Here is a 23,017-nt window from a genome sequence, read left to right as displayed (position 1 = left end):
CGCCTATTCGTCGACGGCGACAGATTGGACGTGGCCGACGATGCCGCTTTTGAGTTTGACGTGTGGTCCCGCCGGATCGTCGCCGTAGATCGTCCCGACTTCGCCGTGGATCGGCTCCTGGTCGGTGGATTCGATGTCGGTATCTTCCTGCACGATTTCGACGGTCATTCCCTGTCGGAGTTCCTCGGCAGTTGGTCGTTCGGAGGACATTGGACTAGCTAGGAGTCCGAGAAAGCCGTCCGAAAACATGGTGCCTGCATATTCGGCGTCGCCGTTTGAGCAGACGATCCGAAGGCCCTACTCGTCCTCGAACTCGAGTGCCGCGGAATTGATACAGAACCGTTTCCCCGTCGGTTCGGGGCCGTCTTCGAAGACGTGACCGAGGTGGCCGTCGCAGTTCGCACAGAGAACCTCCGTTCGTCGCATTCCGTGGCTGGTATCCGTTCGAGTTTTCACTCGCGCGTCGTCAACGTCGTAGAAACTGGGCCAGCCGCAACCGGACTCGAACTTGGTCTCCGACTCGAACAAAGTTGCTCCGCAGCCGGCGCAGGCGTAGCTTCCGTCGGCCTTGTGGTCGACGTATTCGCCGCTGAATGCCGGTTCCGTTCCAGCCTCGCGTAGAATCTCGTACGCTTCGTCGGTGAGTTCCTCGCGCCACTCCTCATCGCTCTTTTCCGTCGGAACGCGGCCGCTCTCGCTCGAGGCCTCGCCGCTCGAACTCGCGTCTGTTTCAGGTTCCATACTCACCTCTAGGGACGAGAGACTCAAGAGTCTGTCCGGCCAGCGCGGCCCGTCGCGCTTGCAGGTTCCTCGAGCGGGACCGGCGAGTGAAACGTCGAACGAAACTGCCTGCCGACGGTGGAAGCCGCCTATCTGCCGGTGATGACGTTCGTGCTCTTACACTCGGGACACTGGGTCATCCGGCCGAGTTTCGGCACCTCGAGTCGTCGCCACTCCGTCGAGCCACCCTCCGCTTCGAACCCGCAGTTCAAACAGCGCGACCGCGTGACCGTCCCTGATTCGTAAGCCATACGCGAGGATATGGTATGAACTTGCATAGAGGTTTTTCCACCGAGTAATGAAAGTCAAACCGTGTTATCGGTTTCAGGGACCGGAGCCGCCGATTCGGTCCCTTCGGGGTGCTCGTCGAGGGGCAGTCGATCGAGGCTAACCGCCTCGAGTTCGATTTCGGCTCTGGTCGTCTCGCTGTCGAGTCGCGCTCGCGGAATCGTGACGAGTTCGAGGCGGTCACCGGCCTCGACCGACCCGGTGAGGTCGTGCTCGAGCGACACGGGGAGCGTTCGATCGCCGTCGGTCAACTGAACGAGTTGCGCGTCGACGTACTCGCAGTAGTCGGGAACGAGTCTGAGCGACGTTCCGGTTTGGCAGGCCTGACAGCGGACCGTATCGCGAAGCCGTCGATCGTGCTGTGGAACCGTCGTCTCCTCGCCGCACCGATCGCACTCAAAGACCGCCGTCACGACCCGCGGTTGTGGCGACTCGAGCGAGCGAACCGTTCCGGCGACGGTAACAAGCCTGTTCAGGTGACTCGAGCGGATCGAGGTGAGCGGGTAGCGGACGCTGTCCGGGACGTCCTGCAGGCGAAAGTAGAGCCGTTCGTTCGCGCGGAGGTTGGTCTCGAGTTCGTCGAACCGCTGATCGACGAACTGCGCAAGCGCCGTTCGACCGGCCTCGAGGGTCCGATCGGGATCGCTCAGTAACGGCGCGGTGAAGCGGTAGTCCGTTCCACACTGTTCGAACGAGATCGATAGGTTCCGACGATCGGGGAACGCGACGAGCAGGTCCCTGATGTCGTCTTCTACGGATTGAAACACGTGCGTGTGCCACTTCTCGATCAGTTCCTGCTCGGAGATCATCACTCGTTGTTCCCCACCAGCGGCCTTCGTTAGTTGTGGACTACTCAGTTGAGAGCCGCGAGACGGGACTGACCGATCGGGTCGATCGAACCGCGGTATGGGAACGCACACATTGACGAAGCCCGGCCACGAAGTACCGGCAATGACAGTGACGCGAACGGTCGAACTCGAGGGCCACATCATCGACTCGGGGACGATGGGCCGGTGTTTCGGGGTCGTGATGGATCTCGGCGGAGAGTTCGACGTCGAGGAGTTCAACGTCGGACGGCATAAACACGCTGAGACCTATTGTCGCATGCGAGTCATCGCGGAAGAAGAGGAGGATCTCCGGGCGATCCTCCACGAACTGAATCAAAACGGGGCAACTGTTGCGGATCCACGGGACGCGACGCTCGAGGCCGCGCCCGACGATCAGGTGGTCCCGGTGGAGTTCTACTCGACCACGAACCATCCGACGTTCGTCCGGGTCGACGGCGCGTGGATCGAGGTCGAGGACCCCGAAATGGACTGCGCGCTCGTCGTCGAGCGCACCGAGGACGGACCCGCGGCCCACACGAAGGTCCTCAACGCAGTCGACGAAGGGGATCTTGTCGTCACCGGCGAGACAGGGATCAGGGTCGAACCGCCCGAGCGCCCACGGAACGGCGGGAGTTCGTTCGGCTTCATGCAAGGCGGCGTCTCGAGCGAACGCCCCTCCGCCTCGCTGATCGAGGAGATCGCAGACGAGATGCGCGAGGTTCGGGAGAACGACGGCACCGTCCTCGTCGTCTGCGGACCGGCGATCGTCCACTCGGGCGGCCGGGACGCCCTTGCGGATCTCGTTCGCGAGGGGTACGTCGACGCGCTGAGTGCAGGCAACGGCTTCGCCGTCCACGACCTCGAACGGGACCTCTACGGGACCTCACTCGGCGTCGACACGGAGAGCCTCGAGCATCCGCGCAAGGGTCACAAACACCACATCTACACGATCAGCGAGATCGGCCGCGTCGGCGGGATCGAAGCGGCCGTCGAGGAAGGAATCGTCGAGGAGGGTGTGATGTACCAGTGTATCCAGAACGACGTTCCCTACGTGCTGGCGGGATCGATCCGCGACGACGGGCCCTTACCGGATACGATCACCGACGCTATCGAGGCCCAGGACGCGATTCGCGAGCAAGCCCACGAAGCAGATCTCGTGTTGATGCTCTCGACGTTGCTCCACTCGGTCGCCGTAGGGAACTGCCTTCCCTCGACGACGAAAACCGTCTGCGTCGATATCAACCCGGCAACGGTCACGCAACTGCTCGATCGCGGCAGTGCCCAGGCGATCGGGATGGTCACGGATATCGGGACGTTCACCCCGATGTTGGCCGAGGAACTGCTCGAGGAGTGAATCGGTCCTGACCGCCATTGTCGTCCGAGTCTCGGTCGGGTCGAGGGCGTACATCTCATCGGTTCACGTCGAGTGGAACGTCCGTCGGCCCCAACTGGTGAGGGGTTTCTATTTTATATCCTCCTGTAGTACGAACTCCATCCTCGACGGGTTGCAATCCGGGAAGACTGGGGACGAACCAGGAGAGCCGGGTGCCAACCGGGAGAGCCCGAACGCGAGTCAGGGGAGAAAGAGAGAATGCAACAGGAACACATCGAGGCCGGCAAGGCGATCCAGAAGCGAACTGGAAAGACGTTCTATCTCGCGACGCGATTTCTTCCGGAGCGGGTTCGCCACGCCACGCACGTGCTCTACGCGTTCTTCCGAATCGCCGACGAGGTCGTCGACGACGCGAACGGCACGCCGCCAGCGGAACAGGCCGCTCGCCTCGAGTCGCTCCGAGCGCAGGCCCTCGGCGAGGAACCGCCCGAGGACGACGTGCTCATCGCGTTTCGACAGCTCTGTGAGCGTTACGACATCGCCGATCGCGAGATCGATGTCTTCATCGACGCGATGAAGGCCGATATCGAGACGAACCGGTACGAACGATACGACGACCTTGAGGAGTACATGCGTGGGTCGGCCGCATCCGTCGGCGTGATGATGACGGCGATCATGGAATCCGACGAGGCCGACACCGCTCGTCCCCACGCGGTGAAACTCGGGGAAGCGTTCCAGATGACGAACTTTTTGCGGGACGTTCGCGAGGACGTCCTTGAGCGCAATCGAATCTACCTCCCGCTCGAGAGTCTCGACGAACACGGCGTCGACGAACAGGAGGTCGAGAACCTCGAGTTCTCCGAATCGTTCGCCTCGGTGATGCAGTCGGAACTGAAGCGAACCGAACGGCTCTACCGCGAGGGCGTAGCCGGGATCCGGTACCTTCCGAAGGACTGTCAGCTCCCGGTGTTGCTCGCGGCGGTGTTGTACGCGGAACATCACGCCGTTATCCGGGCGCAAAACTACGACGTGTTGAACGAGGAACCGTCGCTCTCGACGACTCGAAAGCTGTGGTGTCTGGCGAAGACGCGCTGGCACTGGCACTGGAACCGCGATCCGGAGGCCGTCTTCCAGCGGGTGTCCGCCGTGCCGCCGAGCGATACCAGCCACCGCGGCCCCGGCCACGGGGAGAACGTTCCGACACACTAACGTCGTTCTGTGGGGGGAGTTGGTCCGGCGATTTGCGTGTTCTCGGGCATCTCCTGAGAGGATATCAGCGAACGGCGCAGCTGATAGCTTCGCCTCTTTCTAGTAGAAAGTCTCCCGCTACCGCTCGGGAACCGCCGACGTCACCATCTCGAGGTCGTAGCGCTCGGTCCGAAAGAGCGCGACACAGAACAGGAGCGCGACGCCGGCTGCGAGCCAGTTCGCGTAGAAAACGTTGATCGTCCCCCACAGCAACACGAAGCTCACCAGATCGTCGAGGATGAACTCACAGTCGGCCACTCGAGCCCGGAGTGCTGATCGGTCGAACGCCAGATCGACGAGGACGACCGCGACGGTCCCCGAAAGGATCCAGCCGGCGTAGTTCGAAACGGGGACGCCGTAGTAGACGCCCGCAGGGTCGAACGTCCAGAAGCCAATCGCGACCGCGGCGGGGTCGAGTACGAGGTCGACGGCGACGACCGCCGCGATAGCGACGAGCAGGCGAACGAGCGCGCTGTCGGCGGCCTCCTCGAGCACGAGCAACGTCAGCAGGTAGGCGTTGAGGACGAGCGGGACGAAGAACAGCGGGAGGGCGATCGGGATCTCATCGAAGAGCATCGGGCCCAACTGAATCGTGTACTCGAAGGCTCCGTACGGCCAGTCGGTTCGGACGCCGACGAGTTCGATCGCGTAGGTGTACGCCGTCAACAGGCCGAGCAGGCCGAGCGCCCGCCAGCCGATTCTGGGACCCAACCCGACCACGAGCGGCGAGCGCATGACCGCCGTCCCGAACAGGATAAACAGCGGGTTGTACGCGAGCGGGTCCGGAAGGATCCCCTCCGCACTGGCGAGTAGCGTCAGCGCGCCGACGATCGGAAACACCACCGCGATCGTAAACCGGTTGTTCTGGATGATCTCCTCGAGTCGTCGCTGGGTCGCCGCCCGCATCGCTGACATCCCGGCTTCCTCAGCCATAAAACACCCCCCAAAGCCCGCCCATCGTCAGAACGGTGCCGACGACGGTGTTTATCGCGGGGAACCACCAGTACGCTCGGTCGACGGCCACGCTCGCGGTTGCGACGGCGACGACGAGCGTCGGATAGACGAGCATCAGGAGTCCGAGTCGATACTCGAGTGCGCCGAAAGCGATGGCGGCCAGTAGCCAACAGACGCCGCAGTAGGCGTAGGTCCGTTTCTCGCCCAGCACCGTCGCGGTCGTCCGGATTCCGGTCGTTCTGTCGGGTTCGATGTCGGGGATCGCCGAAAAGGTGTGCATGCCCATGGCCCAGAGCCAGCCGCCCAAAATCGCCAGAAGCGGCGGTTGACCCCCTGCAACGGCCGCGTACGCCGCTCCGGCGGGGGCGATGTAGAGGCCGTTCGAAAGCGAATCGAGGAGTGGCGTCGTTTTGAATCGAAGCGGCGGCGCGCTGTAGGCGGCTCCCAGCGCGAGAAACAGGACGATCCACGGCCACGCCCCGGATGAAAGCGTCGGGAAGAACACCAGCGGAAGGAGTGCACACCCGGTGACGGCGACGGGGACGATCCGCTGACCTTCGTACCGGGTTTCTTGGTCCGCTTTTTTCGGATTTGCAGCGTCGATGTCCCGGTCGTAGATGTCGTTGATCCCGTACAGGAACACGTTCGCCGGGAGCAGAAAGTAGCCGAACAGGACGACGACCGATACCGAAACGAGGTCGCCGACCGACTCCGCCGCGTAGGCGACTCCCACGAGGACCGGCCCCGCGAGGTACAGCCAGAAGCGCGGCCTCGAGAGCGCCAGGAGATACCGAAGCTGTGACTCGGGGCCGCCCGAACCGTCACGGCTTCCAAAGCGGGTTGATTCGGCGTTCCCGCCCAGTTCATCGTCGTTCGTCATCTCGGTTTGTCATTTCGAATCGTCGTTCGGTTTTGGTCGTCCTATCTCCGGCGTTCGGTTTAGTCGTCCTGTCTCCGGCATTCGATGAGCGTCGATGCCCGTTCGACTGGGCTATCGGCCGTAGTCCTCGAGTACCGCCTCAGCCGTCAACTCGCCGCTGATGAGACACATCGGGACGCCGATTCCGGGCGTCGTGTACGAGCCGGTGAAATAGAGACCGTCGACGGCTTTCGACCGATGGGGCGGCCGAAAGAGCGCCGTCTGACGGAGCGTGTGTGCCATCCCGAGTGCCGTTCCTCGATAGCTATTGTACCTGTCCGCGAAATCCTCGACGCTGAACCGTTCCTCGAGGACGATCCGATCGCGGAGCTCTTCGCCCGTGTTCGCCGCGATATCCTCGAGCACCTGCTCGCGGTACTGGTCGCGTCGTTCGGGCGTGTCCTCGAGGCCCGGAGCGATCGGAACGAGGACGAACAGGGCGCTGTGGCCGTCGGGGGCAACATCGTCGTCCGTTTCCGAGGGGACACAGCAGTAGTAGGCGGGATCGTCGGGCCAGGCCGGGTCGTCGAAAATCTGCTCGAAGTGCTGGTCCCAGTCCGTCGGGAGGACCAGCGTGTGGTGGGCGAGTTCGTCGATGTCACCCTCGACACCGAGATAGAGCAAGAACGCGGAGGGCGCGTACGTTCGGGACTCCCAGTAGTTGGCGTCGTACCCCCGCTGTTCGGCCGTGAGCAGTTCCCGTTCGGTGTGTGCGTAATCCGCGTTGCTCACCACGAGATCCGCCTCGAACGTGCCGGGTGTGCCATCTGCCTCGAGTGTCTCGGCGACCGAGTTCGATTCCGTTCCCTGCGGCTCAGCCTCGACCAGAAACGCGCCGCGGCGTCCCTTGATCGCTGTTACTGGGCGATTCGTTTCGTAGGTGACGCCGAGTTCCCGACCGAGTTCGACGAGCCCGTCCATCACCCCGCCGAGCCCGTTTTCGGGGTACCAGACGCCGAGGTTGAAATCGACGTGACTCATCAGGTTGTACAGCGCGGGGGTATTGTTCGGAGAGCCGCCGAGAAACACCAGCGTGTACTGCATGATCTGCTGGAGCTTCGGATGGTCGAAGTAGTCCTCGACGTGCCCTTGCATCGTCCCCAACAGGGAGAGCCCGCGGGCCTGCCGGGCGACGTCGAGGTCGAGGTAGTCCCGCAAGCGCGTTCGGTCTTTGTAGACGAAGTGTTTCATCCCGACCTCGTAGTTCTCTCGAGATTTCTCGAGGTAGCGTTCTAACGCCTCGCCCGCGCCGTCCTCGTAGGATTCGAAGAGTGCTTTCGTCTCTGCAAGCTCCGGCGTGATGTCCACCTCGTTGCCGTCCTTGAAGAAGATCCGATAATGCGGATCGAGGTGGGTGAGTTCGTAGTAGTCCGTCGGCGTTCGATCGAACTTCCCGAAAAAGCGCTCGAAGACGTCGGGCATCAGGTACCACGACGGACCCATATCGAACCGGAAGCCGTCTTTTTCGAGCACCGACGCCCGGCCGCCGAACTGTTCGTTCTTCTCGAGAACGCGGACATCGGCCCCTGCATCCGCGAGGTAACAGGCCGTCGACAGCCCGCCGACACCACCACCGACGACGACCACGGACTCGCCAGCCAACGGGTTCATTGGGAATAGATAGTATAGACTGGTTGATAAGGGTAGGTCACACATACGTAGGGTTTCCTGAACGAAACACCGGAGAGTCGCGGTGACCCGTCGGCGCCGTCACTCGAGCACTTCTTCGAGGACCGACTCTCCACTGCCGGGCTTTGATTCCCACTTCCACTCGTCTTCGACTCTGATGCGCCCGTCCTCGAGCAGTTCGACGTCGCCGACCGAGTGGCCGGTCGCCGTCTCGCCGTCCGCATTGATCTGCGCGTATCGGATATCCCACTGATCCCCGTCGAACGTCCCGACCAGGTGACCGTCCACGACCGCTCCTCCCGAATAGCTCGCGTAAATCCGGTCTCCCGTTTGCTCAAAGTGAAAGCGCGTATCCGCGCCGACTTCTCCCTCGTCGTCGTTCGCGACGCCGGCGAGCGTTCGGCCGTCCAGCGAAATATCGTCTGCCATATACGGAAAGCAGTAGCTCGTCGAATAACGGTTCCGGGTTCGCGATACCGTGGCTCAAGAGACAATTATATGACGCAAGAGCCAACCGACGGCCGCTCGCCGACGGAACGGACTACCCGTCGATATCAACCAGTAGCGCGTCAACGGACACCCAAGAAATCGAAAAGAGGGTCGCGCGAATAGGAAGCTCAAGTCCTCGCCACGTCTCTACTCCCACGAGGATGCGCGACCCGTGTCGGTATGTTCGGTATTCAACATGCGACACACTGCACGTCTGTCACCGGACTTGCTATCGACCGGCGGTATATCTACGTATGGGCGGCTCCTATATAAACCTGTGGGAGACAATATCATGCACACAGCTATTCGACTGTCGGTCGAGGCAGATCCAGAAAGCAAACGGCGAATCGAAGGAGGGAGATAGAGGTCTCTCGAGGCTAAGAAGCTTCCGTGTGTGACCACGGACGCAATAAATCGATTAGTCGATGTGGCCTTCGCGACGGAGCTGATCGGCGTCCTGTCCGGAGTAACGCCATTCGATGGTCGCCTTCTCGTCCTGCCAGTCCCACGGTTCCGCGACGACGATATCGTCCTCGTTAATCCAGGTCCGGTACTTCATGCGGCCAGGGATCCGGCCGAGACGCTCTTCACCATCCTGGCAGCGAAGCCGGACGTGGTTTCCACCGAGATGTTCGGTAACGACAGCGAACACCTCATCGTTGTTAGGCATGCGGAGGTTCCGCCGCCCTGTATCTTCAGTCACACTAGCGATACGGTCGGCCGACAGTTAAATCATTTGAGTCGCACGTTATCGTGACACTCACCACCACACAATTTCCCAGCTCGTCGAGATAGTCAGTACAGAGTTGTTTCGAGCTAAAACAAGAAGTTAACAATTTTTATATTATGTCTCACCGACACGAAGTACCGGCTTGATCGTCTCCCCGTTCTCCGAAGCCTCAACCGCCTCTTCGATCTCGTCGAACTCGTAATAGGTAACGAGTTCGTCGAACGGGAACTTCCCCTGGCGGTAAAGTTCGATGAGGTCGGGAATAAACTGCTTCGGGTTCGAATCGCCCTCGACGATTCCGGTAATCGATCGCCCGTTAAGGATGAGATCGTTGACGTCGAAGCTCGCCTCGGTCCCGAGCGCCGGGGCACCGACGATTCCCACAGTCCCCCGCTGGGTGAGCGCGGCGATCGTCTGTTCGGCCACCTCGGGAACGCCGGTCGTCTCGAGCGCGTAATCGACTCCACCGTCGGTCAGTTCGCGTACCGCTTTGACTGCGTCGTCGACCGACGCCGGATCGACGGTTTCAGTCGCGCCGAGATCCGCGGCCAACTCGCGACGGTTGTCCTTCAATTCGACCGAGACGATGTCCGTACAGCCCTCGATCTCCGCGGCCATCACCGCCGAGAGGCCGACCGAACCCGCACCGAAGATGGCGATCGAAGAGCCGGTTTCGGGTGCCAGGGAGTTGATGACCGCACCCGCACCGGTCTGGATCCCGCAGCCGAGCGGCCCGAGCAACTCGAGCGGAACGTCGTCCTCGACGGGAACGACGTTCCGTTCGGTCGCGATCGCGTGCGTCGCGAACGACGACTGTCCGAAAAAGCGCCCGCTCACGGTCTCGCCGTCCTGAGAGAGCGGCGACGTTCCGTCTTCGGGTCGTGCGCCGCCGAAGTTGTGGGCGAAGAAGTCCTCGCAGTAAGCCGGGTGGCCGTCGCGACAGCTGGAACACTCCTCGTCGTAATCGAAGCTCAGGACGACTCGGTCTCCCGGCTCGACGGCCGCGACGCCGTCCCCGACCGACTCGACCACGCCGGACCCTTCGTGGCCGAGTACCGCCGGCAACGGCGTCGGATACAGCTGATCCCTAACGATCAGATCCGTGTGGCAGACGCCGGCGCCGACGATCCGAACCAGCACTTCGTTGTCCTGTGGCTCCTCGAGTTCGACACCCTCGATATCGAATGCGCCCCCTTCTTCGTTAACGACTGCTGCATCAATCTGCATAACGGTATCACGTACCACGGGAACTGCCAAGTACGTTATGAACAATTACACAAGGTCTGAGCCGATCAAAAGGGACTAATTCGCGAGACACACCGCCGTCGATCACAGGACTCGTTCGGAATCCGGGTTCTCGAGGTCCCACAACACTTCCGGAAGAAACGCCTCGAGATTCTCGATAACGCGCCGGTCGCTGACGTTTAACCCCTCGCAGTGGTCGTGTGCCGAATCGCGGATGTCGACGTGGAGGTCGCCGTCCTCGAGCCAGACGCCCAGCGGAAAGACCGAACAGCGCGTGGGTTTCCAGTCCTCCTCGAGGTGGAGCGAACAGAGGCCGTCCTCCCGGAGGAACGCACAGGCGTTGCCGTCCTCGTCGACGTGTTCCTCGCGATCTTTTTGCTCGCGAGTGACGAACTTCTCGCCCCGAAAGTCGGTCGTCGTCTCCGAGAGGTTCGCTCGAGCGGCGAGCTCGATCAAATCTCGGTCGTAGAGCAAGACGCCGTGGTGACAACACCAGGTACAGTCCTCGACACACTCGAACGTGAGGTCGGGATCGAACTCAACGATCGCCTCTCGACCGTCGTAGACCTCGATTCGTTGCGGGCCGGTTCCTCGCTCGTTCGACGTGTCGGTACTCACACTCGAGGAAATGAGGTGCGTTCGGAAGTGCCTTTCTCCACGTCTTCGGGACTCGAGCGAGAGAGTTCGCGACAGGTTCGCTCGATCGGACGGTATTCGTGCAGAACTAGGACGAACCGGAGAGGGCCGAGAGCGGGCACCGTTCGATCTCGCCCGACCTGCTGCAATCCCATGACTTGCCCGTCTGGCAATCCGTCGATATCATGAATGTCTCCAGCAGAATTCGAGCACCCCCGGAGTCTTCCGAGGGCCGTCCAGCCGTCCACTGTGAGGCGTGTCGGGCCGCTTTCGAATCCGAGAGCCGGCAGGCCGTTTCGTTTCTGCTTCTGGATCAGCTTACGATCCCCGCGATCGGCTGTGCGGAGCACGTAGAGCGGTTCAGTTCGGTCTGCGGGCTGACGAGCGAGGACACGGCCGATCTCCTGGATCACCATCCCGCCGGCGGGATCAGTTGTCCTGGCTGTCGGCTCGCACCCCACAGCTCGGCTCGGCCTCTCATCCCGGTTCAGGACGGCGCAATCATGCTTATGGCCTGTCCGAACCACCAGTCAGAGATCGTCCAACGGTACCAGACGGGACTCGAGACCCAACAGTTCCTTTCCTCGAGCGTCGGTTCCGGCTCGAATCTGTCGCCCTAATCCGTATCGGCTGCTCCGGCGGACAACGGAGGAAAACGAGACCAGCTGTCACTTAGCAGCGCTGGAATCGGGTTGTCCGAGGAGTGAGCTGTCCGAGGAGTACACGAGCTACGCTCGCGCACGCCGAAGTTAGCTACTCACTCGAGTCCACGACGGTGTTCCGCAGCGTGCCGACTCCCTCGTAGGTTATCTCGACGGTATCGCCGGGTTCGACCAGCCCCGGATTCGCCGGACTGCCAAAGGCGACGACATCGCCGGGTTCGAACGTGACGCGCTCGGAAAGATGCGAGATGATTTCGTACGGATCGAACAGCATCAGTTCCGTGTTCGCTTCCTGTCGACGTTCGCCCGCAACGTCCGTCCACATATCGATCCCCGTCGGGTCGAGATCAGTCTCGAGCCATGGTCCGAGCGGGCCGGAGTTGTCAAACGCCTTGCGTGCACTGCGCCCGGCCTGGTCGAGCGCGTCCATATCGTTCATGATCGTATAGCCTCGGACAACATCGTTGACTTCCGAAGGCTCGAGGTTCCGACAGCGCACGTCGATGACGGCCGCGAGCTCGCCCGCGTAGGTCAGTTCGTCGGTAAACGAGGGGTACGGAATCGGCTGTTCGTGGCCGAGCAACGCCGTCGGTGGCTTGATGAAAAAGTCCGGTTCATCGGGGCGTTCGTACGCCATCTGCTCGAGCGTCGCCGTGTAATTCCGACCGACGCAGTACAGCACGTCGGGGACAGACGGCGGGAGCAACGAGCCGTCGATGCCCACCTCGTACTCGCCGTCGTCTGCATGTATCACGCCGTCTTCGTACCGTCCAGCGACCGGTCCGTCCGGAGTCGCGAGCCGTGCGATTCGCATGCGTGGTACTCGAGAGCGCGGTAGGGTAGTCGTACCGGTTTTCCGAAACGAGCGCGGAACGAACGTTCCCCCGGCGAATCCGAGAGTTGCTTCTCGACGGCGACAGCGACTTCCGGACGGCGAGAATCACTCTTCGACGACGAGATAGGTGTGCGACCCGCGGTGTTCGAGCGAGACGCGATCCGTGCTCACGTTCGTCCGGACGAACTCCTCGACGCCTTTCGCTTGCAGGTCGCTGACGTCGATCCGCGGCCTGTCGGAGTCCACTACCGATTCTCGGTCGCTCGGTTCGTCGTCGAACTGCTTTACGAGTTGGTTCATACCAGTCAGTTGGAGCGATAGTACGTGAAAGCGATCCGTCCACGGTGAAAGTGAAAGTACGGGACGGAGGAGGTGTCGCCGTCGAACGGGGGTTCCGTCTTCTCCGCCTATCGCGGCTCCGTTCTCGAGCGGTGAGTCTCAGCCGAGTCGCTTCACGTCGACGCGGTGTTTCCGGCCCTCGCCGTGGCCCTCCTCGACTGTGACCGACTCGCAGATCGCGTCCGCGGCGCGGTCGCGCCAGGCTTTGAGTTCCCGTTCTCGTCGTTCCCCGACCCGATCCGGATCGGTCCCGTCCGTCTTCTCGAGTTGCTCGCCGAATGTGGGGTAGGCCTCGAGAACCTCGTCCTCGAGGAGATCGGCCGGCGCTACGTGAATCGCGTCGGGCACTCGAGCCTCCGGATCGTGAAACACGTGTAGCCGGGCGCGCATCCGGCCGTGAAACGGCGGCGTCGCTCGAAGGACGGCGGTGCCGGGATTTTCTCGAGTGTAGATCGCCGCGTCGAGGACGTCCTCGGCGGCGACGGCGAGCGAACGGATCGACGACGGCTCTGAATCGGACATGGTGGATCGGTTGCGTTAGTACCGAATTTCGAACCCGTCTTCGTCCTGGGGTTCTTCGAACTCGGCCTGCACGTCGCTGACGTCCGCGGCAGGACTTCCCTCGTGACACCACTCGACCATCGACGCGACGGCGTCCTCGGGGCCCTCGAACACCGCCTCGACGCGCCCGTCCTTCAAGTTCTTCACCCAACCGTCGACCCCGGCGTCTCGAGCCGTGTCTCGAGTCGTCGCCCGATAGTAGACGCCCTGGACGGTTCCGGAGACGAACACGTGCACTCGAGTTCGATCTGTCATGTTGGATGGGAGGCGAGCGAGGGGTAAAAGTCCGGCTCTCTTTCGGATACGTAACGGGTTTTGGAGAATCGAAGAGTCCGCCGAAGACGGCTTCGAACCGTACGGGCCGACCGAAGCTCAGCGAACGATCGTTACCGGCACCGACGACCGCTTTGATACCGTCTCAGCGACGTTACCGACGAGAAATCGGTGCGACGCGCGGCTCCGGTCCGAACCGTGAGCCCCGATCACAATCGTGTCGTAATCGTCGGCGCGATCGAGGACGTTCCGAGCCGGATGACCCACGCTGACGATCGTCTCGATCCCCCGGTCCAGGTCGTCGGCGATCTCGCGAGCGCGATCGAAGACGGGTTCGGCGCGTTCGGCGGCGGCCTCGCTGATGTCGTCTTCAAGCGTGAGACCCACCGCGTCGCCCATCATCATCGATGGGGCGCCGACGACGTGGAGGACGGTGACCTCGGCGTCAGGGTGGTTTTCAAGCGCGTATTTTAGGGCGTGACCGGCCGGTTCGGAGTCGTCCATCGGGACGAGAATGCTCGAAAGCATGTCTCGAGATACAGCAACCAGGGACGTAAGTTTCCCTCCGTCAGGTGACCCCTGGGACGAGAACAAAGAACCCGTAGGCCAGTATCGTCGACATCGACGGGCCGATGATCCACATCGAGACATACTTGATCACCGCCTGTGGGTTGAATAGATCACTTCCGTGAAGCACTTCTTCGGTTTCTGCCTCGCCGATCGGCGGTGTCGGTTCGTCTTTTTGTTCTTCGGTGACGATCGCACCCAATTCGATTTCACGGTCCTCACCCTCGCTGTCGCGACTGACGGCTTCGCGGAAGGTGATCGGCCGAGTCGCCCGACCCCAGCCGATGCCGACGATCGTCATCACCGTTGCCATCACGAGGCTGATTGGGATGCCGATGTACGAAAGGGCGGTCGTGATCGACGACGCGGTCACCATGACAAAAAGCGCTGCGAGTAGTGGAATGTCACTCAGCTCACCACCGACGGAATCCATCGTTCGCCGAGCGATGGTGAACCCACCGATACCGATCGCAATCGTCGCGATAATGACTGCGTTCGTCACTTCCAGCCCGGCTTCGCCGACGAGCGGCGCAGCGGCGTTCGGAACGTTGCTCGCCCCAGCGCTAAACGCCATGTAACACCCGATAATAAGGACGACTGTCGTGGTACCGAGTTCCCGCCAGGTCGTGTTCGGACCGAACGCGGGCGTCGGAACCGTTCCCTGTCGGTCAAGAATCAGGAGCGGGCCCTCGGATTTCTTGATATCGACCCGCTGATTGACCGCCGGATAGAGATATCGCCCGATGACCCCGCCGACCCAGAACCCGATGATCGGAGTGACGATCCACCAGGTGATGATCTCCGCCATGGTCACGTAGTTGAGGGTCCCGGTCGCCAATCCGAGTCCCGCGATCGCACCGACGGTCGTCATCGATGTCGGAACGGGCACACCGAAGATGTTGGCGACGAGAATGCCCAATCCGATAAAGAAGAGGACGGCAACCCCCGCAGCCAGCGTCAGATCGGTCGTAATAATGCCTTCACTGAGTGTCTCCATCACGTTTTGCCCGACGGTTATTCCGCCGAGAAAGACGAAGACGGTCATGACGGCCGCCGCAGTTGTCTTCTTGACGATTCCGGCACCGACGGACGGTCCCCACGTGATCCCGGTCGATGACCCACCAATGTTGACTCCGACGAACACCGAGGCGACGATCCCAATCAGCAGAAGAGTTTCGACCATCGTCAGAAAATACGACTGTATCAGTGAAGTAAGTATTGGACCTTTTCCGAACCATTTCCATAACCTATCGATCAGTTTCTAACAGACTAACGCCGCTCAGTTCCTATCCGCAGTGAACACGATTTCTGACGGGTACGCGATTTCTGGCGAGTACACGATTTCTGGCCGACTGCTCGAGAACATGGAGTCTCGAGAACCAACAAATCGACAAGGCAAGGATGCTCGAGCCCGTCTGTGGACGTAGTGACGGTTCGACATCGCGACGGCATTCACTTCGAGGGCGAGCCACACGTCGTCGCCGACGCGCGGAGTGCCGTCGGTGACGTCAATATCGTGAGCCACGCCCACGCCGATCACACGTTCGGATCGACGACCAGCTCACCGGAAACGATCGTTTGCTCGGCCGAGACGGCCGAAATCGCCAAGGCACGCTCGGGAGCCGAGTTCGCGTTCGTCGAGTCGACGCCGGCGATCGACCTCGTCCCGGCGGGCCACGTCGTCGGCTCTCGAGCGGCCCTGTTTGAGGACGCGTCCGGTCGACGTTACTGTTACACGGGCGACTTTTCGATCCGCGATCGGGCCTATCTCGAGGGGTTCGATCCCGACGCTATCGAGGCCGACGTGCTGGTGATGGAGACGACCTACGGGCTTCCAAAATACCGGTTTCCAGATCAAGCCGAACTCGAGGCGCAAATCCGCGACTGGATCACAGATACCGCCGACCGACCGTTGTTCCTGTTTGGCTACTCCCTCGGACGGGCCCAAAAGCTCCAGTGGCTCGCGAGCGAGGTCTCGGATCGCGAACTCCTCGTCTCCGAATCGATCGACCGCGTCAACCGCGCTATCGAAGCGGCCACTTCCCTCTCGTTTTCGGCTCGATCCTACGGAGACGGCGAGTTACGGGATCTAAGCGACGAAATCGTCGTGCTCCCGTCGAACCAGGCCAGAGCCGACTGGGTCGAACGCACGGTCGAAGCGGTCAGCGGGCACAAAGCCGGATTCTCGGGCTGGGCCGTCGACGACGGCTTCCTGTATCGCGGCAACTACGACGTTACCTTCCCGCTCACCGACCACTGCGACTACGACGAGCTCATCGAGACCGTCGAAGCGGTCGACCCCGACGTCGTCTACACGAACCACGGCTTCGATGAGGCGTTCGCCGACGTCCTCGAGACGAATTACGGCTATCGAGCACGGCCACTGAAGCGAAATCAGACGACCCTCGAGGAGTTCTGCTGATGATGCTCCTCGATCGTAATCAGGTGCTGTTTCGCTGATGGGACCGATCGAACGACTCGAGGAGGAGTTTCTCGACGTCTCGAGTTCTCGAGCCGATATTCGGGAGTTGCTCGAACTCGTCGCCGGCTCGATCCTGTTTCTCGGCGTCGCGTACGGGTTGACCGCGGTTCTCATCGGTCGAACGGAAGCGCTCGTCGTGACCGGCGTCCTCGGCGCGATATTTGCAATCACGATCCTCTCGCAGGCGTACTGGGCGATTGCCGGCAGGGACGATTATCGAGACGGAAAAGACAGGTGAGACGGTGACTGTTCGGACGGTGAGGACTACGGATTCAGCGCTATAGAAAGGGACACCCTGTCGGATACCTTGGAAGTGTCCTCCAGCGCTCGCTCGAGACGGTAGGATGGCCTCGTCTCGAGGGAAACTATCCGAAGCGCTCCACCCGAGATCACTCACCAGTTCTGAGGTAATGAAAGACGTACGTCTGGGCGTAGCCGGCGTATTTCCCGCCGAAACGTTCCCGAATAGCTCGAGAGGTTTCAGCGTAGTTCCCGCAGTCGCAGTCGGGATAGTAGTCGGCAATCGCGGTCTTGATCCAGGTGTCGAGCGGGACGGCTTCGTCGAACCCGAGCGAAAACAGGAGAACGCAGTCCGCAACCTTGTCCCCGACACCGACGAACTGGGTGAGATGGTCGCGAGCGTCCTCGTACTCAAGGTCGCGTGCGTCCGCCGGATGGCCGTCGCCGTTCGCAACCATTTCGGCCGTTCGAACGACGTAGGGGGCGCGATAGCCGAGTCCGAGGTCGCGCAGTTCGGCTTCGGTTGATGACGCGAGCTGTTCGGGCCGCGGGAACGCGTGATAGGTTTCGCCGTCGAACTCGATCTCGTCACCGTAGGTTCGGGCGAGCGTCGAGACCATCCCGTGAATTCGGCTGACTCGCATCTGGGCCGAGCAGATAAACGAGATTAGGGTTCCGAACGGCGGATCCTCGACCAGTCGGAGGCCGCGGTAGGCCTCGTAGGCCTCCTCGAGGAACGGGTCTGCCGGTGCCGATTCGACGATCGACTCGAGGTCGTCGTCGAGCCGAAGCAGGCGGCGGATCGTCGGTTCGCGGTCGTCGCTCGCCTCCCACTCGAGGACGCCGGCGCTCGAATTGTCGGCCGCCCCCGGTTGATCGCCGCCGCGGCGTCGAACGCGGATGACGTCGCCGTCGACGACGGTCGAATACCAGCGGTCGTGGCCGGGACCAGGTTCGGCGTCGTCGTTGTACATCTCGCCGTCTTCGCGCCGCCAGAGGTAGCTCTGTCCGCTCTCGAGCGTTCGATACAGATCGAATCCACCGGAACACTCCGCGATCGGGATCGTTCCCGTTTCCATTGCCTCGCAATTCGGTAGCGACGGCTTGGGCCTTTCGAAGCGATGTCGGTTACGACGAGCGATTCGAACGGGCATCGATTCCGACGAGACGGGAAACTGACTCGGGCGCGACGAACTGAACGAGTGTGTGAGGACGCAGGTGGCAGACAGTCTCGCCACGTCACGACGACACCGTACGATCTGTGGCGAACTCCGCCGCGGGCGGTTCTCAGTCGACTTGCGTGGGGCGAAGCTTCATACTGTTGGCTATACAATATCACGATATGAACTGCAGGGTTGTCGTCGAGGCCGCCGTGCCCGTATACGACGTCGAGACGGAGAACGAGGCCATTCGAATCGGGATCTCGAAGACCGGTGAGATGTTGAACCCTGATCTGAATTACGTCGAAATCAACATGGGGACGCGGACGTCCCCCTCCGGGGAGGAACTCGAGCCCGCCTTCATCGCCGCCGACGAAGCGCTCGTCGCGCTGGAACTCGAGATGACCGTGTTTAACGTCGAACGCGAGGAACACGCCTCCCGGATCGCCCGCAAGGAGATCGGTCAGCGACTCGAGAACATTCCGCTCGAGGTTCTCCACGTCGAGGTGATCGAGGACGATGACGAGGAAGACGAAGAGAGCGAAGCGGTCGACGACGAAACGCCGGCGGATGAAGACGCATTAGCGGACGACGAGACCGCACAAACGAGCGACGACGAAGAGACGGACGAGCCAGTTCCCGAGGACGACGACGAGTCGAGCGACGCCGAAGTCGACGCGGCTGCAGACGACGACGTTCTGCCCGAGTTCGAAGAGCTGCTCGAGTAATTTTTCGGGTCGCCGTCGAAACGGTTCCGTCGTGAAATTCTAGTGATATTGGGGGACTCAGTCCTGTGACAAACTGGAGAAAACCAAAGCGTCGAGGGGGCGTGAAACGACACAAAACGTTTCGTTGGTATTGAACGCTCGTCCGAAATACTGTGTTACCGACCAGATCCAGCGTCGGTAATTCGAAACCGTTCGAACGGAACAACGATGAGCAAGAAAAGGACGATATTAAGCGAGTAGGAGACCCATATCAGCACAGCGAGCGGTTCAGTCGCCCCTGGAACGATTATACGAAACGGGCAACCACAAAGAGATATTGTGTGATAACAGGCGGATACTTATCGGAACAAGAGGATACTGATCGGAACGAGATTGGAACTCAGAACCAGTGTCACCAGCGTTGTCACTAGAGTAGTTAGTTTCAGAGGAGTCGACGTGTCTTCAGTCTGCGGTTGCAGCGACTGCTTCTTGTTCTTCCTCACGCATGTTGTACGTGATTCCCCCTGCGATTGCGAAAACAGCGGCCTTGTGGTCTGTCTTTGATTTGTGGATTGATGTCGGCCGAATACCAAGCGATTCGTATTCGTCAAGGTTAATTTGACAGTCTTCCCACGCGGCACACTGGTTCGATACTTCGGCAAGAAGGCCGTGAAGGTGAATGAGCTCCTGTTTCTTCATAACCATGCAATTCTAACCACTGCAGGGTTATATTATTATCTTGAGGGACGTTAACACACTGGGCCTGTCCGCGTAGTTGCTGTCTTCCATACTGGACGATTCCGGGTTGAGGTGAATTCACCAAAACTCTCAGCAAGAGTCGCGAAAAGCCGATTAGGAAGGTCTTAATCGGCTTCACTCACCGACCGTTTCACGGACACTGCGGCCGGGCCACTCGTCGGCGACGGTGACGGATGGCCAGTGGCCCATCGTCCAGTCGAGACGACTCTCTATCCTAACTGTTTGAGCGTCCGGAGATCGCGGTCGGTTCGAGTAAACTCCGAGGTCTGTCTCGAGGCGTGACAGTTCGGGCAATGAAAGAGCTCCGAAGAGTTGGGAAGGTCAGTCGGTGTTCGCTGCCAATCTTTCGTACATTCAGGACACAACAATTGGATCGACGTCTCGTCCATGGCATGGTATTGCACACCGAGGGTGAAAAAACTTCCTCGGCTATGTCGACGCAACAATATTTCTGCTACGAGGTCGATTTCGAACGGGAAAAGTTCGGTTCGCTACCGACGGCATCGATCGATCGGATCGTCGTCTTAGGCCGGTGTCGCCGTGTCCGAGGCCTCGAGCAGTTCCTTGTAACGGTTGCGGATCGTTACTTCCGAGATGTTCGCGACTTCGCTGACCTCGTTCTGGGTGACCTTCTCGTTGGTCAGCAATGCCGCGGCATAGACCGATGCGGCGGCGAGTCCAACAGGAGATTTCCCGCTGTGGACGCCTTCCTCGCGGGCGGCGTCGAGTAGTTCTCGAGCCATCCGTTCGGTCTCCTCGGAGAGGTCGAGTCCGCTGGCAAACCGGGGAACGTACTGTTCCGGATCGGCCGGCTGCACCTCGAGGCCGAGCTCCCGGATGACGTACCGGTAGGTTCGCGTTAACTCCATCTTGTCGACGCGGCTGACGGCCGAAATCTCGTCGAGGCTTCGCGGCGTGCCGGCCTGTCGAGCGGCGGCGTACAGCGAGGAGGTCGCGACCCCCTCGATCGAGCGTCCGGGGAGGAGGTCCTCCTCGAGCGCGCGTCGGTAGATGACCGACGCCGTTTCGCGGACGTTCTCCGGGAGGCCGATGGCGCTGGCCATCCGGTCGATCTCGCCGAGTGCCTGTTTCAGGTTTCGCTCCTTGGAGTCACGCGTTCGGAAGCGTTCGTTCCAGGTGCGCAGGCGCTGCATCTTCTGGCGCTGGCGGGAACTCAGAGAGTTCCCGTAGGCGTCTTTGTCCTGCCAGCCGATGTTCGTCGAGAGCCCCTGATCGTGCATCATGTTCGTGGTCGGGGCACCGACGCGGGACTTCTCGTCTTTCTCGGCGGCGTCGAACGCTCGCCACTCCGGACCGCGGTCGATCTCGTCTTCTTCGACGACGAGTCCACAATCCTCACAGACGGTCTCGGCGTGTTCGGCATCGGAGACGACCCGTCCACCACACTCCGGACAGCGCTCCTGTTCTTCGGCGTTCGTACTCGTTTCCTCTTCGGTCTCACTTTCGCGTGAGTACGTTCGGATTGATGTATCAGTCATGGTGTATCGAGTTAGTTACTTGGGACTCCCGGGTGGGGGAACCAGAAGAAAACCCGGTCGTCGCAGCTAACATAGTGTAAGGCCGAAGAGTTTATAAAGCTTTTGCCTACTTTATAAACTGATCGGCGATTTGGTTATATAGGTTTCGCCTATATAGTGATCAAACGTGATCGTTTCGGGGGAGACAATCAACCTGGTGGATATAACGATGTCGGTCCGCGCCAAGTGTGCGTTGACTCACGTTCGAACTCACCGTAGTACGAACTTCGTTCGGTCTATAGGTAAGTAACCGCCGTCGCTCCCACCGACTGGGAACGGCCGGCAGAAGCGACTGATTTCAACACATGAGTACCGTCTCCGTACCGATTGTGTGGATTTCGTCTCCGATACCCGTTACCTGAGCGCTGTCTCTGGAATACGCCGAATGGACTCCCCTGACTCGGCGACAGGGAAACGTCCCTGCCGGTTTGGATTTTCCAGGTACTACGCATCACACACGGTACCATCCACCTCAGACGGTAAAGAGATGTCCCTCCGTCGGAACGTCGAACAGGCCGACTCGAGCACCGGCGTCGAGCCAGGCGTGGCCGTAGGAAAACGAGGCCAGGGCGTTGACGAGGTCGTCCTGCTCGCGAAAGTGGGTGCCGTCCTCGAGGTAGGATTCGGCCATCTCGTAGCACTCGGCCGCAGCCTCGGCCATCGGTGTCCCCTCCGGCGGGGCGACGGTCGCTTCCGCTAGCGCTTCGGCCAGTAGTTCGCCATACCGGTTCGTCTTTTCCTCGAGATCTGCGGTCATCGATATGGCGTAGCTATCGGGTCTCGAGTCCGTAAGTGCGTCGTCCCGACCGCCGGTGGCGAAGAGAGATGAGACCGGAAAAGCTGGGAAACAGAAGGCGTTTTAGGCGTTGTGTCCCAACGGTACCGTATGAGCGACGAGCCTCGAGTCGAGATCTACACCAAGGAGAACTGCCCGTATTGTGAGAAGGCAAAGGACCTCTTCGATGCGAAGGGCGTCGAGTACGAGACCTACAACGTTACGGGTGATGAGGAGCTTTTCGAGGAGATGATCGAGCGCGCCGACGGACGCAAGACGGCACCCGAAGTGTTCATCGACGACGAACTGATCGGCGGCTGGGACGACACCAGCGCGCTCAACGAAACCGGCGAACTCGACGAGAAACTGGGAATCGAAACCGAGACTGGCGATGTGCCGAAGGGACATCGAAACGGAGATAGTGCGGAACGGAGTTCCGCGAACCACTCAAGCGGGCAAAGCCCGCGAGAGGACGGCGAAGCCGCAGACGGCGTCGAACACCGGAAACTCATCATCGCCGGAACGGGCATCGCCGGGTTGACGGCGGCGATTTACGCCGGCCGCGGCGACAACGACCCGCTGGTTATCGAGGGCGACGAACCCGGCGGCCAGTTGACCCTGACCACCGACGTTGCGAACTATCCCGGCTTCCCCGACGGCATCGGCGGCCCCGAACTGGTCAACAACATGAAAGAGCAGGCCAAACAGTTCGGTGCCGAGCTGAAAAACGGCATCATCGCCGACGTCGACGCCTCGAGCAGGCCGTTCCGGGTCGAGTTGACCAACGGCGACGTCTACACGGCCGACGCCGTAATCGCCGCTTCGGGTGCGAGCGCGCGGACGCTTGGCATTCCCGGCGAGGACGAACTCATGGGCTACGGCCTCTCGACGTGTGCGACCTGCGACGGGGCGTTCTTCCGCGACGAGGACATGCTCGTCGTCGGCGGCGGCGACGCCGCCATGGAGGAAGCCTCCTTCCTTACCAAGTTCGCTGACACCGTCTACATCGCCCACCGACGTGAGGAGTTCCGCGCCGAGCAA

29 protein-coding genes are annotated in these 23,017 nt (G+C 61.0%); 7 read left to right on the top strand and 22 right to left on the bottom strand.

Features of this window, described 5'->3' with window-relative positions; translation table 11 throughout:
* Positions 1-3: 3 nt before the first annotated feature.
* From QNM96_RS17705 to QNM96_RS17690, 4 genes are all read right to left on the bottom strand, one after another.
* Complete coding sequence (locus tag QNM96_RS17705; RefSeq protein WP_283838013.1) at positions 4-210, bottom strand: DUF2196 domain-containing protein; 207 nt, start codon at positions 208-210, stop codon at positions 4-6.
* Between the two features lie 87 nt (positions 211-297).
* On the bottom strand, positions 298-741 hold the full coding sequence (gene msrB / locus QNM96_RS17700; protein ID WP_283838012.1) for a peptide-methionine (R)-S-oxide reductase MsrB: 444 nt from the start codon (positions 739-741) through the stop codon (positions 298-300).
* A gap of 128 nt (positions 742-869) precedes the next feature.
* Positions 870-1,031 (bottom strand): hypothetical protein, encoded by a 162-nt coding sequence (locus tag QNM96_RS17695; RefSeq protein ID WP_283838011.1) that lies wholly within the window; start codon positions 1,029-1,031, stop codon positions 870-872.
* Positions 1,032-1,085: 54 nt separating this feature from the next.
* Positions 1,086-1,877 (bottom strand): hypothetical protein, encoded by a 792-nt coding sequence (locus tag QNM96_RS17690; protein ID WP_283838009.1) that lies wholly within the window; start codon positions 1,875-1,877, stop codon positions 1,086-1,088.
* Positions 1,878-2,019: 142 nt separating this feature from the next.
* Between QNM96_RS17690 and QNM96_RS17685 the strand changes: the two genes are divergently transcribed.
* Positions 2,020-3,249, top strand: coding sequence for a TIGR00300 family protein (locus QNM96_RS17685; RefSeq protein ID WP_283838146.1), 1,230 nt, complete (start codon positions 2,020-2,022; stop codon positions 3,247-3,249).
* Between the two features lie 237 nt (positions 3,250-3,486).
* Positions 3,487-4,437, top strand: coding sequence for a phytoene/squalene synthase family protein (locus tag QNM96_RS17680; RefSeq protein ID WP_283838007.1), 951 nt, complete (start codon positions 3,487-3,489; stop codon positions 4,435-4,437).
* A gap of 117 nt (positions 4,438-4,554) precedes the next feature.
* On the opposite strand, the gene cruF is transcribed toward QNM96_RS17680, so the two are convergent.
* The 7 genes from cruF to QNM96_RS17645 all read right to left on the bottom strand — a co-directional run bounded on the left by cruF (position 4,555) and on the right by QNM96_RS17645 (position 11,060).
* The gene (cruF, locus tag QNM96_RS17675) at positions 4,555-5,409 is read right to left on the bottom strand and encodes a bisanhydrobacterioruberin hydratase (RefSeq protein WP_283838006.1); all 855 of its coding nucleotides are present in this window, start codon (positions 5,407-5,409) and stop codon (positions 4,555-4,557) included.
* Positions 5,402-6,310, bottom strand: a complete 909-nt coding sequence (locus QNM96_RS17670; protein ID WP_283838004.1) for a prenyltransferase — start codon at positions 6,308-6,310, stop codon at positions 5,402-5,404. The genes cruF and QNM96_RS17670 overlap by 8 nt, the downstream gene beginning before the upstream one ends.
* A gap of 111 nt (positions 6,311-6,421) precedes the next feature.
* Entirely contained in the window at positions 6,422-7,960 is a 1,539-nt protein-coding gene (gene crtI, locus QNM96_RS17665) for a phytoene desaturase family protein (RefSeq protein WP_283838002.1), read from the bottom strand.
* Between the two features lie 99 nt (positions 7,961-8,059).
* Entirely contained in the window at positions 8,060-8,407 is a 348-nt protein-coding gene (locus QNM96_RS17660; RefSeq protein ID WP_283838001.1) for a hypothetical protein, read from the bottom strand.
* Positions 8,408-8,885: 478 nt separating this feature from the next.
* Positions 8,886-9,170, bottom strand: a complete 285-nt coding sequence (locus QNM96_RS17655; RefSeq protein WP_082146691.1) for a translation initiation factor eIF-1A — start codon at positions 9,168-9,170, stop codon at positions 8,886-8,888.
* A 141-nt stretch (positions 9,171-9,311) separates the two neighbouring features.
* Entirely contained in the window at positions 9,312-10,424 is a 1,113-nt protein-coding gene (locus QNM96_RS17650; RefSeq protein WP_283837998.1) for an NAD(P)-dependent alcohol dehydrogenase, read from the bottom strand.
* A 102-nt stretch (positions 10,425-10,526) separates the two neighbouring features.
* Positions 10,527-11,060, bottom strand: a complete 534-nt coding sequence (locus QNM96_RS17645; RefSeq protein WP_283837997.1) for a YkgJ family cysteine cluster protein — start codon at positions 11,058-11,060, stop codon at positions 10,527-10,529.
* Between the two features lie 203 nt (positions 11,061-11,263).
* Here QNM96_RS17645 and QNM96_RS17640 point away from each other — a divergent pair, with 203 nt between their 5' ends.
* A complete protein-coding gene (locus tag QNM96_RS17640; RefSeq protein ID WP_283837996.1) occupies positions 11,264-11,698 on the top strand; it encodes a hypothetical protein in 435 nt (144 codons plus the stop codon).
* 133 nt (positions 11,699-11,831) lie between these two features.
* Here QNM96_RS17640 and QNM96_RS17635 read toward each other — a convergent pair whose 3' ends face one another.
* The 6 genes from QNM96_RS17635 to QNM96_RS17610 all read right to left on the bottom strand — a co-directional run bounded on the left by QNM96_RS17635 (position 11,832) and on the right by QNM96_RS17610 (position 15,498).
* Positions 11,832-12,554, bottom strand: coding sequence for a fumarylacetoacetate hydrolase family protein (locus QNM96_RS17635; protein WP_283837995.1), 723 nt, complete (start codon positions 12,552-12,554; stop codon positions 11,832-11,834).
* Positions 12,555-12,680: 126 nt separating this feature from the next.
* On the bottom strand, positions 12,681-12,875 hold the full coding sequence (locus QNM96_RS17630; RefSeq protein WP_283837994.1) for a hypothetical protein: 195 nt from the start codon (positions 12,873-12,875) through the stop codon (positions 12,681-12,683).
* Between the two features lie 138 nt (positions 12,876-13,013).
* The gene (locus QNM96_RS17625; protein ID WP_283837993.1) at positions 13,014-13,436 is read right to left on the bottom strand and encodes a hypothetical protein; all 423 of its coding nucleotides are present in this window, start codon (positions 13,434-13,436) and stop codon (positions 13,014-13,016) included.
* A 15-nt stretch (positions 13,437-13,451) separates the two neighbouring features.
* The gene (locus QNM96_RS17620; RefSeq protein ID WP_283837991.1) at positions 13,452-13,730 is read right to left on the bottom strand and encodes an acylphosphatase; all 279 of its coding nucleotides are present in this window, start codon (positions 13,728-13,730) and stop codon (positions 13,452-13,454) included.
* Between the two features lie 117 nt (positions 13,731-13,847).
* Complete coding sequence (locus tag QNM96_RS17615) at positions 13,848-14,276, bottom strand: universal stress protein (protein ID WP_283837990.1); 429 nt, start codon at positions 14,274-14,276, stop codon at positions 13,848-13,850.
* A gap of 40 nt (positions 14,277-14,316) precedes the next feature.
* A complete protein-coding gene (locus QNM96_RS17610; RefSeq protein ID WP_283837989.1) occupies positions 14,317-15,498 on the bottom strand; it encodes an anion permease in 1,182 nt (393 codons plus the stop codon).
* 234 nt (positions 15,499-15,732) lie between these two features.
* On the opposite strand from QNM96_RS17610, the gene QNM96_RS17605 reads away from it, so the two are divergent.
* A complete protein-coding gene (locus tag QNM96_RS17605; protein ID WP_283837988.1) occupies positions 15,733-16,737 on the top strand; it encodes an mRNA cleavage and polyadenylation specificity factor-like protein in 1,005 nt (334 codons plus the stop codon).
* A 37-nt stretch (positions 16,738-16,774) separates the two neighbouring features.
* A complete protein-coding gene (locus tag QNM96_RS17600; protein ID WP_283837986.1) occupies positions 16,775-17,035 on the top strand; it encodes a hypothetical protein in 261 nt (86 codons plus the stop codon).
* A gap of 151 nt (positions 17,036-17,186) precedes the next feature.
* Here the strand turns inward: QNM96_RS17600 and QNM96_RS17595 are convergent, their stop codons facing one another.
* Positions 17,187-18,116 (bottom strand): DNA glycosylase, encoded by a 930-nt coding sequence (locus tag QNM96_RS17595; protein ID WP_283837984.1) that lies wholly within the window; start codon positions 18,114-18,116, stop codon positions 17,187-17,189.
* Between the two features lie 263 nt (positions 18,117-18,379).
* On the opposite strand from QNM96_RS17595, the gene QNM96_RS17590 reads away from it, so the two are divergent.
* Positions 18,380-18,925 carry a DUF555 domain-containing protein gene (locus QNM96_RS17590; protein WP_283837983.1) on the top strand — a complete coding sequence of 182 codons (546 nt, stop codon included), beginning with the start codon at positions 18,380-18,382 and terminating at the stop codon, positions 18,923-18,925.
* Between the two features lie 441 nt (positions 18,926-19,366).
* Here the strand turns inward: QNM96_RS17590 and QNM96_RS17585 are convergent, their stop codons facing one another.
* From QNM96_RS17585 to QNM96_RS17570, 4 genes are all read right to left on the bottom strand, one after another.
* Positions 19,367-19,603 (bottom strand): UPF0058 family protein, encoded by a 237-nt coding sequence (locus tag QNM96_RS17585; RefSeq protein ID WP_283837981.1) that lies wholly within the window; start codon positions 19,601-19,603, stop codon positions 19,367-19,369.
* A gap of 269 nt (positions 19,604-19,872) precedes the next feature.
* Complete coding sequence (locus QNM96_RS17580; protein WP_283837980.1) at positions 19,873-20,052, bottom strand: hypothetical protein; 180 nt, start codon at positions 20,050-20,052, stop codon at positions 19,873-19,875.
* 135 nt (positions 20,053-20,187) lie between these two features.
* Positions 20,188-21,162, bottom strand: a complete 975-nt coding sequence (locus QNM96_RS17575) for a transcription initiation factor IIB (protein ID WP_283837979.1) — start codon at positions 21,160-21,162, stop codon at positions 20,188-20,190.
* A gap of 511 nt (positions 21,163-21,673) precedes the next feature.
* Positions 21,674-21,958, bottom strand: a complete 285-nt coding sequence (locus tag QNM96_RS17570) for a DUF357 domain-containing protein (RefSeq protein WP_283837978.1) — start codon at positions 21,956-21,958, stop codon at positions 21,674-21,676.
* A gap of 129 nt (positions 21,959-22,087) precedes the next feature.
* Here QNM96_RS17570 and grxC point away from each other — a divergent pair.
* The coding region (gene grxC, locus QNM96_RS17565) for a glutaredoxin 3 (protein ID WP_283837976.1) at positions 22,088-23,017 on the top strand (930 nt) is incomplete at its 3' end.

The organism is Halostagnicola sp. A-GB9-2, from assembly GCF_030068615.1.
Taxonomy (GTDB): Archaea; Halobacteriota; Halobacteria; order Halobacteriales; family Natrialbaceae; genus Halostagnicola.
The sequence above is the reverse complement of the archived record's forward strand: the minus strand, read 5'-3'. Positions and strand labels throughout refer to the sequence as shown.